Below are 12,213 nucleotides of genomic sequence, written 5' to 3'. Positions count from 1 at the left end.
CGGCGGGCCTGCCACCAGCCGACCAGCATCAGCACCGCGAACACCCCGAGCCCGGCATTGGTCCACAGGCTGAGCGGAGTGTTCAGCCACTTCGTATCGCGGGCCGAGTTGGTGACGGCAGTGAACAGTGAGCCGTCGATGCGGGAGCCGTCGAAGGCGAGCTGGACGGCGGGATGGATCATCATCATGCGGTATCTCCCAAGAAGCAGAGGAGCAGCAGGCCCCGGCCGGCAGCTGGTCGGGTGACGCCTACGCGGTCGCGGAGGTTGGGGCCGTGCCGCGGTGCCGGTGGTGCGCCACACCTGGAGGGCATGGCAGACTCGGCGGACAACCAACTTCTACTGACGCGTAGAAGTTCTACAGTACTGTAGATCACGGATGGGAGGTGCGCCTGGTGGACACCGGACACGTTCCGGGTGAGCGCAGGCCGGGCGGCGCGCTGGAGGCCGAGGTCCTGGCCCTGCTGCAGTCCTCGCGGCGGGCGCTGACCCCGGGCGAGGTGCTTGAGCAGTTGGATGGCGGCCTGTCGTACAGCACCGTGGTGACGGTGTTGTCCCGGATGTTCGACAAGGGACTGCTGACCCGGACCAAGCAGGGCCGCGCCTACGCCTATGCGCCGGTGACCGATGCGCAGGGGCTGACCGCCCGCCGGATGCGGCAGGTGCTGGAGTCCGATCCGGACCGTGAGGCGGTGCTGGCGCGGTTCGTGGAAGATCTGCCGGCCCGGGACGAGGAGTTGCTGCGGCAGCTTCTCGGCGACCTGGACGAGCGGGGGTGAGCGGGGTGACGGTATGGCACCTGGCGGCCTACCTGCCGCTGCTGTTCCCCATCGCGGCCGCGCTGGCAGCCCGGCCGCTGGCCGAGCGGCTGGAGCCGCGGCTTGCGACTTGGCTGCTGACCGCGAGCGCGTTGGCCCTGGCCGCGCTTAGCTGGACCGCGTTGGGCGTCCTGGCGGTGGCCGGGGTGGTACGGCTGCCGTTGGCCGCACTGGTGGGAGGCTGGTCAGTGGGCACCGTGCGCGCCGGGGACCCGGTCTCCGCCGCGGAGGCGGTCGCGGCCGGCCTGCTGCTGACCGCCGCGGTGGTGGCGGGGGTGCGGATGCTATGGCGCCGGGTGCGGGCACTGGCCGCTGCGGCGCTGGAGGCCGCCTGTCTGCCCGGACCCGACCGGCTGGTCGTCATCGACAACCCGGCCCCGGACGCGTACGCGCTGCCCGGCATACCAGGCCGCATCGTGGTATCCACCGGCATGCTCGACGCCCTGGACGACGCCGACCGCCAGGCCATGCTCGCCCACGAGAGGGCTCATCTGGCCTGTCACCACTACGCCTTCGTCGCGCTCACCCAGCTGGCCGCCACCTGCAACCCGCTGCTGCGGCCAGCGGCCGCCGCCGTCGCCTACACCATCGAACGCTGGGCCGACGAACGAGCCGCCACCGCATGCGGCAACCGCCGCCAAGTCGCCCGCGCCATCGGCAAGGCAGCCCTGGCCACCGCACACACCCCATCCCGCAAGGGACTGCCCGGCGCCGTACTCGGCCTCCTCGGGCACCGTCGCAGTCCCCTGGCCACCGCGGGACCAGTCCCCCGCCGCGTCGCCGCACTGCTGGCCGAACCCCGGGCGTACTCGCTGCCGCTGAACCTCCCCCTGCTGCCACTGGCCGCAGCCGCCGCCGTCGTCGGCTCCAGCGCCCTGTGCACCTTCGCGGCCGCCCACGACCTGCACCTGCTCCTCAAACTCGCAGGCGCCGGCTGACCCACCCAACGCCCGACGGGGCCCTCTTCCAAGACGGCGCCGGCCACCGAACCGAGCCCCAGCCGCACGCACGGGGACACGCGGTCTGCCCAGCCACTGAAGAATCAGCAGTGCCATTCCCATGACAGCGGAGCAGAGCGAGGTGTACCACCCCATGACAGCGACATCCCCCGCACACACCACCCCGAGCCAGTGACCTGGCCCATTAACCACGCCACCACCAACACAAACACACCAAACTGACATGCGGTCACTGCCGCCACCCCACTGACGCCAAACCGGCACATCGCAGTCAGGGCAAGCCAATGGACGTCCCAACCCTGGAAGAAATTGACGTGCTGCTGCCCTCGAAGGTTGATGCCGTAGTCGTTCGAGCCGAATCTGCCGGTGATGCACGGACGGTGGGGCAAGCGGCCCACGGCCTAGTACTGCAACGGTGCTTGTTCTGAGTACTGGGCAGTTCAGGGGCTGTGTCCGCGTCGTTTGTAGTGGCTGATGCGGGCTTGGTGCTGGCGTCGGCGGCGCCAGTGGGACCAGTGCAGGATGTGGTCGACCGGTGCTGGTCGGAGGTTGGTGAGGCGGGTTATCAGGCGTCGGATTTCGGCGAGGCTGAGGTGGATGAGCTGGGAGGATCCGTTTCTGCTTTGTCCGTGTCCAGCTGTCGGGCCCGCAGGACGGTCAGGCAGGCGTGGGCGGCCATGGCCAGAGTCATGTGGCGGTGCCAGCCGGGGTAGCGGCGGACCTGGTAGTCGTCCAGGCCGCATTCCTGCTTGGCGCTCTGGAAGCATTCCTCGACCGCCCAGCGGCTGCCCGCGATTCGGATCAGCTCGTCCAGCGTGGTGTCGGCGGGGCAGTAGGCGATGTAGTAGGAGATCTCCTCGGGCCTGCTGACGCTGCGGCGGGCGAGGACCCAGTGCCGGCGGTCCTCGCGGTGCCAGGGCCTCACTTCGACGCGGGCCCAGTCGTAGATCCGTCGGCCATGGGCTCCCTCGCCGCAGGAACGGCGTTTCCATTTCTGCCGGGGCAGGCCGGGGAACAGGTCGTGGACGGGGTGGTCGATGGACCAGCGGGTGACGACGGTGTCGTGCCGGGTGGTGGCCATGACGTGGAAGACGTCCGCTTGCTCGAGCTCGAACCGCCAGCCCTTGCTGTAGCCGTAGGCGGCGTCCGCCGTGACCCAGGCGAACGGGATCTTGTCGGCGATGGCCCGGCGGACCATCGCCTTGGCCATGGCCACCTTCGTGGCGAAGGCGACGTGGTCGTCGATGCCCGCCCGGCGGCAGCGTTCCCGGTCGTCCGTCCAGGACGTGGGCAGATACAGACGGCGGTCGATCAACGTGCGTCCGCGGCCGGTGGCGTAGGCGAGGAACACGCCGATCTGGCAGTTCTCCGTGCGGCCGGCGGTGCCGGAGTACTGCCTTTGCACCCCGGCCGAACGGACGCCCTTCTTCAGAAAGCCGGTGTCGTCGACGATCAGGACGGCATCGCTGTCTCCGAGATGTTCCACCACGTAGTCGCGTACGTCGTTCAGGACCTCGTCGGCGTCCCACTCAATCCGGTTCAGCAGCCGGTGGATGCGATCGGGACCCGCGTGTCCTGCCTCCTCCGCCAGCGTCCAGCCGTTCTTGCGCTGCAGCGGCGCAACCAGCCCACGCATGTAAGCCAGCGCCGACTGACGCGGCTCCTCCCGGTTGAACCGGTGCACGAACCGCTCATGCAGAGCACCCAGTTCACCCGCCCACAACCTGACATCAGCAAGGTCCCCACCCATGACCACAACAACGACAGAGCTGGCCAGCAGTCACGGCAAAGACCGTTGCAGTACTAGCTGTGCTGTCCGGGGACGTTGGTGACAGGCGACACGCCTTGAGTGGTCCTTGAACGGGGCGAGGGCCCCTGGTTTCGGTGTGGATTGCGAGATCTACAACCGACGCCCAGGAGGCCCTCGTTGTCCCACCGTAATGCCCCGCTGACACCGACCGGCAGGCTGCGTCTGGCCCGGTGTGTCGTCGAGGACGGCTGGCCGCTACGACGAGCGGCGGAACGCTTCCAGGTCAGCCACACCACCGCAGCCCGCTGGGCCGGCCGCTACCGGTGCCACGGGGCAGCGGGCCTGCACGACCGCTCCAGCCGCCCGCACCACCAGCCCCGCCGCACCCCGGCCTCCATCGAACAGCAGGTCCTGCGCCTGCGGCGCGAGCACCGCATCGGACCGGTGCGACTGGCCGCCCGATGCGGCATCGCCGCCTCCACCGCCCATTACCTGCCCGTCCTGGCCGCCACCGACCGGGCCACCAGCGAACCCATCCGCCGCTACGAACGAGCCCGGCCCGGCGAACTGGTCCACATCGACATCAAGAAACTCGGCCGCATCCCCGACGGCGGCGGCCACAAGGCCCTGGGCCGGGCCGACGGACGCCGCAACAAGACCGGCACCGGATATGCCTACCTCCACACCGCCCTGGACGACCACTCCCGCCTGGCCTACACCGAAGACCTGCCCGACGAGAAGGCCGCCACCTGCGCCGGCTTCCTACGACGAGCGGTCGCCTGGTTCGCCGCACGCGGTGTGACCGTCGAGCGGGTGCTGACCGACAACGCCTGGGCCTACACCAAGAACACCTGGCGCCAGACCTGCCGCGACCTGGGCATCAACCCACGCTGGACCCGGCCCTGGCGACCGCAGACGAACGGCAAGGTCGAACGCTTCCACCGCACCCTGCTCGACGAGTGGGCCTACCACCGGCCCTACGCCTCAGACGCGGAGCGACAGGCCGCGTTTCCCGACTGGCTGGACTGGTACAACTACCACCGACCCCACACCGGCATCGGCGGCCACACCCCAGCCAGCCGCGTCACCAACCTCTCCGGTCAGCACACCAGCACCAGTACCGGTCGTGGATCGGCTCGTGGGGCAGTATCGACGGCGCCCCGGATCGTTCTGACCGAGCGCGCCGACGACGGCGAGCAGGTGCTCGCGAGCTGGTCGCAGGACTCGTAGGTCAGCCGCCGACCACGAGGTCCGGGTGGCGTGCGGCCTTCTTCACCTCCGCCTCAACCTGGTGGCGCGGCGTGCCCTGCTCCTTCGCGTGATCCGTGATGGCGGCCTGGACGTCGCCGGCGAGGTCGCGCCAGGGCCGCCATGCGGTTTTCCATGAGGTCTGCTGCTCGTCGGTCCATTCGGTCTGGGTGCGTGGACACTACGCTCAACACCAGCCCCAACCGGCGGCTGGAGGCAACGTATAGAGCCTCCACCGAACCCGGAGCGGTTCACTACCAACACCGGAATCACACCCGGGTCGCCGTCACATCGACACATCGCTCGGGGCATCGCCCACGCCCACGGCGGCGATCTCACCGCTCAGTCGCCGGGCCCCCCGGCAAGGGGGCGACGTTCACGCTGCGGATACCGCTGGAGCCGTCGTGACGAACGGGGACGAGGAGCGTGAACGTCGTGGGATCGCCGCTCGCCAGGAACAGCCTCCCGCCCAGTGAGACGGCCAGGTCGCGGGCGAGGGCGAGACCGATGCCCGTGCCCGTGCCACCTCCCTTATGTCCGCGCATGAAAATCCGCGCCGGTTCAGCGGACGGCGTTCCCTCGTCGGTGACGTCGAGGGCAAGGGCATCGTCGAGATCCCTGGCCGTGACGCGGACGGTGCCACATCCGTGTGTGCGTGCGTTGTCCAGCAGGACGCCGAGGATTTCGGCGACCGGCCCGCCCTGGACGAGCGCGTCGTCCGGCACGTCGGCGGCGGAGCAGTCCAGGCGTCTGCCGTCCTGGGCGAAGAGTCCGTGCCATCGCTCCTCGGTGTCCCGGAGGAGCTCTCCCACCTGCCGGTCCGGCGCGGCGGGGTGGGCAACGCCGTGTGCGCCGGCCAACCGGAGCACCTCCTCCACGGTGCCGTGCAGACGGCGGGTGGCGGCGACGGCTTCCTCCAAGGTGGCCCGCAGGCGCGTGTCGTCCTGCTCCAGTCCCGCCTCCAGGGTGAGCTGCAGGCCGGTCAGTGGGGTGCGCAGCTGGTGGGAGGCATTAGCGGTGAAGTCCCGTTCGTGCCACAGGAGTTCGGACAGGCTGTGCAGCATGTTGTTGTGCGTGTGGGCGACCTGGTCGATCTCGGTGACGGTGCTGGGGCGGGCCCGGGCGGTCAGGTCTCCTTCGGTGACCGCCCGGCAGTGGCGTGAGAGGTCCTCCAGGGGGGCGGCGAGGGCCCGCGCCTGACGGCGGGCGACTAGGACGGCGACGGTCAGGGCGAGCATGGCCGCGCCGAGCAGGGCTGCCCAGCCCATGAGGACACGGCTGCGGACCGCCGCCACCTCGGAGGAGGCCCGGACCACGCCGATGACGTGCTCGTCGTGGGAGATGGGGACGGCGACGACGAGTTCGCCCCCGGTCTCGCCGCGGGTGATGACCGCGTGGAGCGATCGCCGGACCGGGTCGTCCCCCGTCCGGGGGCCGCTGCCCGCGCGCAGGCGCAGGGCCGGGTCGTACAGGCCGAGGCGCTCGCCGGCCGCCGGTGCCGGTAGCTCGACCGGGTCGCCGCTCGCGTAGTCCGGGTTCACGCGGGCGGCCCCAGCCAGGGCGGCCCGTGCCAGGCTGTCGCGCTGGTCGGCGTACAGGGAGGACCTGATGGCGACGGCCAGGGGTATCGCGAGAAGGACCAGGGCGACCAGTACGGCGGTGACGGCCACGCGCACCACATGCTGTCTCATGCTCCCCATCATGCGGGCCGGCCGTGCGGCCGGGCGCGGCCCGCCGCGTGCTTTTGCCGTCGTCTAACCCTCGCCGAGCGGGGCGTTAACCGGCCCCTTCCTAGTGTCGGTGCCATGGCAGCCCGGCCCATGCCAAAGGCGCCGGGCGTTTCTCAGGAGGGCAGTGGCCATGGCACACGTACGTACCTTCGGCGTCGTCGGGCTCGTTCTCGCGGCGGCCTTGACCGCCGGGTGTTCGGGCTCGTCGGGCACGGGGTCGGGAACCGGCTCCGGGTCCGCTTCGGCCGGCGCCTCCGCGGCGCCCACCGAGGCGAACCCGGCCGGTGACATCCCCGACAACCAGGCGTTCGTCGCCTACCAGCCGCCGGGCGGCGGCTTCACGGTGAAGGTGCCCGAGGGCTGGGCCCGCACCAGCCAGGGCGGCACCATCGTCTTCACGGACAAGCTGAACCGCGTTCAGATCTCCAGCTCCTCCGCCTCCACGGCGCCGACGGCCGGCTTGGTCACCAACCAGGTCGTTCCCCACCTGCGCGGGCAGGTCAAAAAGTTGGCCGCTTCCAAGGTGTCGCAGGTGACCCGGCACGCGGGGCGGGCCGTCCTGCTGACCTACCAAGGCGACTCCGCCCCGGACACGGTCACCGGCAAGGTCGTTCGCGACGCTTTCGAGCGGTATGCCTTCTACCGGCAGGGCCGCGAGGTGGACCTCACCCTGTCCGGGCCCGTGACCGCCGACAACGTGGATCCCTGGCGCATCGTCAGCGACTCCTTCGCGTGGCGGTGACCGCCATGACCACACCGTCGTATGACGACGCCCTCACCGCCCGGGAGCTGTACCGCTTCTTCCGGGCGGGCGAGGAGGAGACGCTGGCGCTGCGCGGGGTGTCCCTGTGCGTGGAGCGCGGTGAGACGGTCGCGGTGGTCGGGCCGTCCGGGGCGGGTAAGTCCACGCTGCTGTCCTGCCTGGCCGGTCTCGAAGAGCCCTCGGGCGGTGAGGTGCGCGTCGCCGGCGTACGCATCAGCCACCGGCCGGAAACCGAACGGGCCCGGCTGCGGGCCCGCCACATCGGCGTCCTGCTCCAGGCTCGCAACCTCGTCGCCCACCTCAGCGTGCGCGACAACATCCGCCTGGCGCACGGCGCCGTACACGGCCGGCCGGGCATAGCTGCGGGGGACCTGCTCGACCAGGTGGGCCTCGCGGGGCGGGCGCACGCGCTGCCCCGGGAGCTGTCCGGCGGGGAATTGGCGCGGGCCGGACTGGCCGTCGCCCTCGCCAACTCCCCCGAGGTCCTGCTCGCGGACGAGCCGACCGGCGAGCTGGACGGCGGCACGGAGCGGCTGATCCTGGAGATGCTGCGCGAGCGTGCCGCCACGGGTTGTGCCGTACTGATCGTCACGCACAGCGCCGAGGCCGTCAGGATCGCCGATCGGGTGATCGCCCTGGACGACGGAAGGGTCCGCGATGCCTCCGCAGGAGCAGACCGCGCGGAACGGCAGGAGGCCCGCGATGCCCTTGCATGACGAGACGCTCCGGAAGGGCACGATGGCCTCACTGTCGCAGGACGATGTGCTCGTCGCCTGTCAGAACGCTGCCCTGACCTTCGGCCGCGGCCCGCACGCGGTCGTCGCGGTGCACGGCGCGAGCCTGGAAGTGCGCGCCGGTGACCGGCTGGCGATCGTCGGCGCCTCGGGGTCGGGCAAGAGCTCGCTGTTGCATCTGCTTGCGGGGCTGGAGCAGCCCACCAGCGGCAGCGTCGCCTGGCCCGCTCTGGCCGGTCCACGTGACATCGGGCTCGTCTTCCAGAGCGACAGCCTGATCCCGGCGCTGGACGTCGTGGAGAACACCGCCCTGCCGCTGGTCCTCGCCGGCGTGCCCGAGACCCGCGCGCGTGAGGCCGCCACCGCCGCCCTCGCCCTGGTGGACGCCGCCGCGCTGGCCGAGCGACTGCCGGAGGAGATCTCCGGCGGCCAGGCGCAGCGCGTCGCCGCCGCCCGCGTCCTGGCCCAGGCACCCCGTCTGATCCTCGCCGACGAGCCCACCGGCCGCCTCGACCACGCCACCGGCGGCCGTGTCCTGGCCGCCCTGCTGACGGCGGCCGACCGCACGGGCGCGGCCCTCGTCGTCACCACGCACGACCCCGCAGTCGCCGGGCGCCTCACCACCCGGCTGACCATGCGCGCCGGCCGCCTGGTCACCGTCGGGGAAGCCGACGAACCCGCTGTAGCGGCGGATGTAAAGGAGACCTCATGAACGCCTCGTGGGCGGGCGGGCTGGCCCGCCACCGCACCGGACGGCTGCTCGCGGCCATGGCCGGGATCGCCCTGGCCGTCGGCCTCATCGCAGCGCTCGGTTCGTTCCTCACCGCGTCCAAGGCGACCATGACGCAACGCGCCATCCGCTCGGTCGCCGTGGACTGGCAGGTGGAGGTACAGCCCGGCACCAACCCGTCATCCGTGCTGTCCCTCGTACGCAAAGCCCCCGGCACACGAGCCGCCGTGCCCGTCGGCTTCGCCCATAGCACCGCCTTCACGACCGCCTCACAGGGCAGTACGCAGACGACCGGCCCCGGCATGGTCCTCGGCCTCCCCGACGGCTACCGCCGGCTGTTCCCCGGCGAGATCCGCCCGCTGACCGGCCGCCCCGACGGGGTGCTGCTCGCCCAGCAGACCGCCTCCAACCTGCACGCCGCCCCCGGCGACACCATCGGCATCCGGCTCCCGGGGGCCGGGGTACGCCAGGTCCGCGTGGACGGCGTCGTCGACCTGCCCCAGGCGGACTCGCTGTTCCAGAGGGTCGGTGCCCCCAGCCAGTCCCAGCCGACCGCCCCGCCCGACAACGTGGTCCTCCTGCCCGCCGCGCAGTTCGCCTCCCTGACCGGGCACGCGTCCGGCGCCGCCGTCACCACCCAGATCCACGCCGCACGCGACGCACACCTGCCCGCCGACCCCGCCGCCTCGTTCACCGCGGTGACCGGCGCCGCCCACAACCTGGAAGCGCGCGCCTCGGGCGGCGTACTCGTCGGCAACAACCTGGGCGCGGTGCTCGACTCCGCCCGTCAGGACGCGCTGTATGCGCAGATCCTCTTCCTGTTCCTCGGCGTGCCGGGCGCGGTGCTGGCCGCCGCGCTGACCGCCGCGGTGGCCTCCGCGGGCGGTGAACGCCGCCGCCAGGAGCAGGGATTGCTGCGGCTGCGCGGACTGCGGCCCCGCCGCATCGCCGCCCTGGCGGGCCTGGAAGCAGCGCTGGTAGGTGCCACCGGCTCCCTGGCCGGCCTCGGCATCGCGGCGCTGACGGGTCACATCGCCTTCGGGGCGGCCTCCTTCGGGACCGCCGCGGGCGCGTGGATCACCTGGTACGCCCTGGCCTTCGCCCTCGGCGTCGCCGTGGCCGCAGGCGCCGTACTCGCCCCCGCGCTGCGCGACCTGCGCACGGTCACAGTCGCCGACACCCGCAAGACGGCCGTACGCGCGCCGCGCAGTGCCTGGTGGATGCGCTGCGGCATGGACTTCCTGCTGCTGATCGCCTCCTGGCTGGTGTTCCGCGCCTCCTCCGGCAACCAGTACGCCCTCGTCCTCGCCCTCGAAGGCGTGCCGAGCATCTCCGTGTCGTACTGGGCCTTCCTCGGCCCTGCACTGCTGTGGGCCGGCGCCGCCCTGCTGCTGTGGCGCCTGACGCTGCTCGCCCTCACCCACGGTCGCCGCGTGCTGGCCCGGCTGTCCCTTCCACTCGCGTCGAACATGGCGGGCACGACGGCCGCCGTCCTCGCCCGCCGCCGCCGTCCCATGGCCCGCTCGGTGGTGCTGCTCGCCCTCGCGGTCTCGTTCGCGGTGTCCACCGCGACCTTCAACTCCACGTACCAACAGCAGGCGGAGGTCGACGCACGCCTGACCAACGGCGCCGACGTCACCGTCACCGAACCCCCCGGATCCCGAACACCGCCCAGTGCGGCGGCCTCCTTCAAGGTCTCCGGCGTACGGCATGTCGAGCCGCTCCAGCACCGTTTCGCCTACGTCGGCTCCGACCTCCAGGACCTCTACGGCGTACACCCGGACACGATCGCCTCCGCCACCTCCCTGCAGGACGCGTACTTCGCCGGAGGCACCGCCCGCGCCCTCCTGCACCGGCTCGCGCAGCGCCCCGACGCGCTGCTCGTCAGCGCGGAGACCGTCAGCGACTTCCAGCTCTCCCCCGGCGACACCATCAAGCTCCGCATCCAGGACAGCCACACCAAGGCCCTGCGCACAGTGCCCTTCCACTACGCCGGCATCGTCAAGGAGTTCCCGACCGCGCCGAAGGACAGCTTCTTCGTCGCCAACGCCTCCTACATCGCCAAGGCGACCGGCAACGACGCGGTCGGCGCGTTCCTCCTCGACACCGGCGGCACCCACCAGAAGGACATCGCCGCACACCTGCGCCACCGCCTGGGCACCAGCGCCACCGTCACCGACCTCACCCAGACCCGCGGCACCGTCGGCACCAGTCTCACCTCCGTCGACCTCGCCGGGCTGACCCGCATCGAGCTGGCCTTCGCGGTGCTGCTCGCCGCCGGAGCCGGTGGCCTCGTCCTCGCCCTGGGGCTCGCCGAACGCCGCCGCACCTTCGCCATCGCCACCGTCCTCGGCGCCACGCGACGCCACCTGCGCGGCATGGTCCTCACCGAGGCGATCCTGCTGACCGCGGGCGGCCTGGCCGGCGGCGCGCTCATCGGCTGGGCCCTGTCAGAGATGCTGGTCAAGGTCCTGACCGGCGTCTTCGACCCCCCGCCCGCCACCCTGTCCGTCCCCACCGCTTACCTGACGCTGACCGCCTCCGCCGCCGTTGCAGCCGTACTGGCCGCCGCGCTGAACGGAATACGCCGCGCCACCCGCCCCGCCGTCGAGGAACTCCGCGACCTGTGAACGCCCCACCAGCCTCTACGCTGCCTCTCATGCGCACGCCCGCCGCACCGGACCGCAGCCGGTTCCGCGTCCTCGTCGTCGAGGACGACGACACCATCGGCCGCCACCTCGAAACGGGACTCCGCAGCCACGACTACGCCGCCACCTGGAGCCGCACCGGCACCGGCGCCCTCGCCGAGGCCACGCACACCTCCTACGACGTGCTGCTCCTGGATCTGGGTCTGCCCGACGTGGACGGCCTCGACGTGGCCCGGACCCTGCGGGCACGCCACCCCGGCCTGCTGATCATCATCCTCACCGCCCGCACCGACGACATCGACGTCATCGCCGGACTGGACGCCGGAGCCGACGACTACCTCGTCAAACCCTTCAGCCTGACCGTCCTCCTGGCCCGCCTCCGCGCCCACCTGCGCCGCCGCACCATCGCCTCCCCCCGGCAGCAACCGATCAGCATCGGCGACCTCGTCCTCGACACCACGGCACGCCGCTGCCTACTCCATGGCAAGGACATCCCGCTCCGCCCCAAGGAGTTCGAGCTCCTCGCCGTCCTCGCCCGGCAAGCGGGCGCGGCGGTGTCCCGCGAGACGCTCATGGCGGAAGTCTGGGACGAGAACTGGTTCGGCTCCACCAAGACCCTCGACGTCACCATGGCCGGACTGCGCCGCCGCCTCACCCACGCGGCTGAGGCGTCCGCCCGCCCCGCATGACTGCCGCGGATCACCACACTGCGGGGACACGGATACCGCCTCGAACAGGGCTAGGGCGTGTTTTTGAACTGAGCTCCTGAACACGCCTCAGGCCGTGATGATCTCGGTGTGGGGCGTGGGGACCTTTCGGACGATCAGTGGTTGG

The 12,213-nt window shown here is 71.5% G+C and carries 9 protein-coding genes and 2 pseudogenes; 8 read left to right on the top strand and 3 right to left on the bottom strand.

Features of this window, described 5'->3' with window-relative positions; translation table 11 throughout:
• Positions 1–188: pseudogene (locus ACIBNA_RS44465) on the bottom strand (hypothetical protein); the annotation flags it as partial.
• A 206-nt stretch (positions 189–394) separates the two neighbouring features.
• Here ACIBNA_RS44465 and ACIBNA_RS44460 point away from each other — a divergent pair.
• Both ACIBNA_RS44460 and ACIBNA_RS44455 read left to right on the top strand, forming a co-directional pair.
• Positions 395–778, top strand: a complete 384-nt coding sequence (locus tag ACIBNA_RS44460; protein ID WP_399171139.1) for a BlaI/MecI/CopY family transcriptional regulator — start codon at positions 395–397, stop codon at positions 776–778.
• Between the two features lie 5 nt (positions 779–783).
• Positions 784–1,755 carry a M56 family metallopeptidase gene (locus tag ACIBNA_RS44455; RefSeq protein ID WP_399171138.1) on the top strand — a complete coding sequence of 324 codons (972 nt, stop codon included), beginning with the start codon at positions 784–786 and terminating at the stop codon, positions 1,753–1,755.
• Positions 1,756–2,341: 586 nt separating this feature from the next.
• Here the strand turns inward: ACIBNA_RS44455 and ACIBNA_RS44450 are convergent.
• The gene (locus ACIBNA_RS44450; RefSeq protein WP_399171137.1) at positions 2,342–3,526 is read right to left on the bottom strand and encodes an IS701 family transposase; all 1,185 of its coding nucleotides are present in this window, start codon (positions 3,524–3,526) and stop codon (positions 2,342–2,344) included.
• Positions 3,527–3,703: 177 nt separating this feature from the next.
• Here ACIBNA_RS44450 and ACIBNA_RS44445 point away from each other — a divergent pair.
• Positions 3,704–4,636, top strand: a pseudogene (locus ACIBNA_RS44445) (IS481 family transposase); the annotation flags it as partial.
• 473 nt (positions 4,637–5,109) lie between these two features.
• On the opposite strand, the gene ACIBNA_RS44440 reads toward ACIBNA_RS44445, so the two are convergent.
• Positions 5,110–6,465: a histidine kinase dimerization/phospho-acceptor domain-containing protein gene (locus tag ACIBNA_RS44440; RefSeq protein ID WP_399171135.1), complete on the bottom strand. Its 1,356-nt coding sequence runs from the start codon at positions 6,463–6,465 to the stop codon at positions 5,110–5,112.
• A gap of 169 nt (positions 6,466–6,634) precedes the next feature.
• Here ACIBNA_RS44440 and ACIBNA_RS44435 point away from each other — a divergent pair, with 169 nt between their 5' ends.
• From ACIBNA_RS44435 to ACIBNA_RS44415, 5 genes are read left to right on the top strand one after another with little or no spacing between them, the layout of a single operon-like run.
• The gene (locus ACIBNA_RS44435; RefSeq protein WP_399171134.1) at positions 6,635–7,246 is read left to right on the top strand and encodes a hypothetical protein; all 612 of its coding nucleotides are present in this window, start codon (positions 6,635–6,637) and stop codon (positions 7,244–7,246) included.
• Between the two features lie 5 nt (positions 7,247–7,251).
• Complete coding sequence (locus ACIBNA_RS44430) at positions 7,252–7,983, top strand: ABC transporter ATP-binding protein (protein ID WP_399171132.1); 732 nt, start codon at positions 7,252–7,254, stop codon at positions 7,981–7,983.
• Positions 7,970–8,713 (top strand): ABC transporter ATP-binding protein, encoded by a 744-nt coding sequence (locus ACIBNA_RS44425; RefSeq protein WP_399171130.1) that lies wholly within the window; start codon positions 7,970–7,972, stop codon positions 8,711–8,713. Before ACIBNA_RS44430 ends, ACIBNA_RS44425 begins: the two co-directional genes overlap by 14 nt.
• Positions 8,710–11,361, top strand: coding sequence for an FtsX-like permease family protein (locus ACIBNA_RS44420; protein ID WP_399171129.1), 2,652 nt, complete (start codon positions 8,710–8,712; stop codon positions 11,359–11,361). Before ACIBNA_RS44425 ends, ACIBNA_RS44420 begins: the two co-directional genes overlap by 4 nt.
• 29 nt (positions 11,362–11,390) lie before the next feature.
• Positions 11,391–12,068 (top strand): response regulator transcription factor, encoded by a 678-nt coding sequence (locus ACIBNA_RS44415; protein ID WP_399171127.1) that lies wholly within the window; start codon positions 11,391–11,393, stop codon positions 12,066–12,068.
• Positions 12,069–12,213: the final 145 nt, after the last annotated feature.

Origin of the sequence: Streptomyces sp. NPDC050164 (assembly GCF_044459945.1) — a bacterium.
Lineage (GTDB): Bacteria > Actinomycetota > Actinomycetes > Streptomycetales > Streptomycetaceae > Streptomyces > Streptomyces coeruleorubidus_A.
The sequence above is the reverse complement of the archived record's forward strand: the minus strand, read 5'-3'. Positions and strand labels throughout refer to the sequence as shown.

What these genes read in the sequence shown, in the direction of transcription:
- ACIBNA_RS44440 (WP_399171135.1), bottom strand. Translation starts at nt 6,465, where the DNA reads ATGAGACAGCATGTGGTGCGCGTGGCCGTCACCGCCGTACTGGTCGCC.
- ACIBNA_RS44450 (WP_399171137.1), bottom strand. Translation starts at nt 3,526, where the DNA reads ATGGGTGGGGACCTTGCTGATGTCAGGTTGTGGGCGGGTGAACTGGGT.
- ACIBNA_RS44430 (WP_399171132.1), top strand. Translation starts at nt 7,252, where the DNA reads ATGACCACACCGTCGTATGACGACGCCCTCACCGCCCGGGAGCTGTAC.
- ACIBNA_RS44415 (WP_399171127.1), top strand. Translation starts at nt 11,391, where the DNA reads ATGCGCACGCCCGCCGCACCGGACCGCAGCCGGTTCCGCGTCCTCGTC.
- ACIBNA_RS44425 (WP_399171130.1), top strand. Translation starts at nt 7,970, where the DNA reads ATGCCCTTGCATGACGAGACGCTCCGGAAGGGCACGATGGCCTCACTG.
- ACIBNA_RS44435 (WP_399171134.1), top strand. Translation starts at nt 6,635, where the DNA reads ATGGCACACGTACGTACCTTCGGCGTCGTCGGGCTCGTTCTCGCGGCG.
- ACIBNA_RS44420 (WP_399171129.1), top strand. Translation starts at nt 8,710, where the DNA reads ATGAACGCCTCGTGGGCGGGCGGGCTGGCCCGCCACCGCACCGGACGG.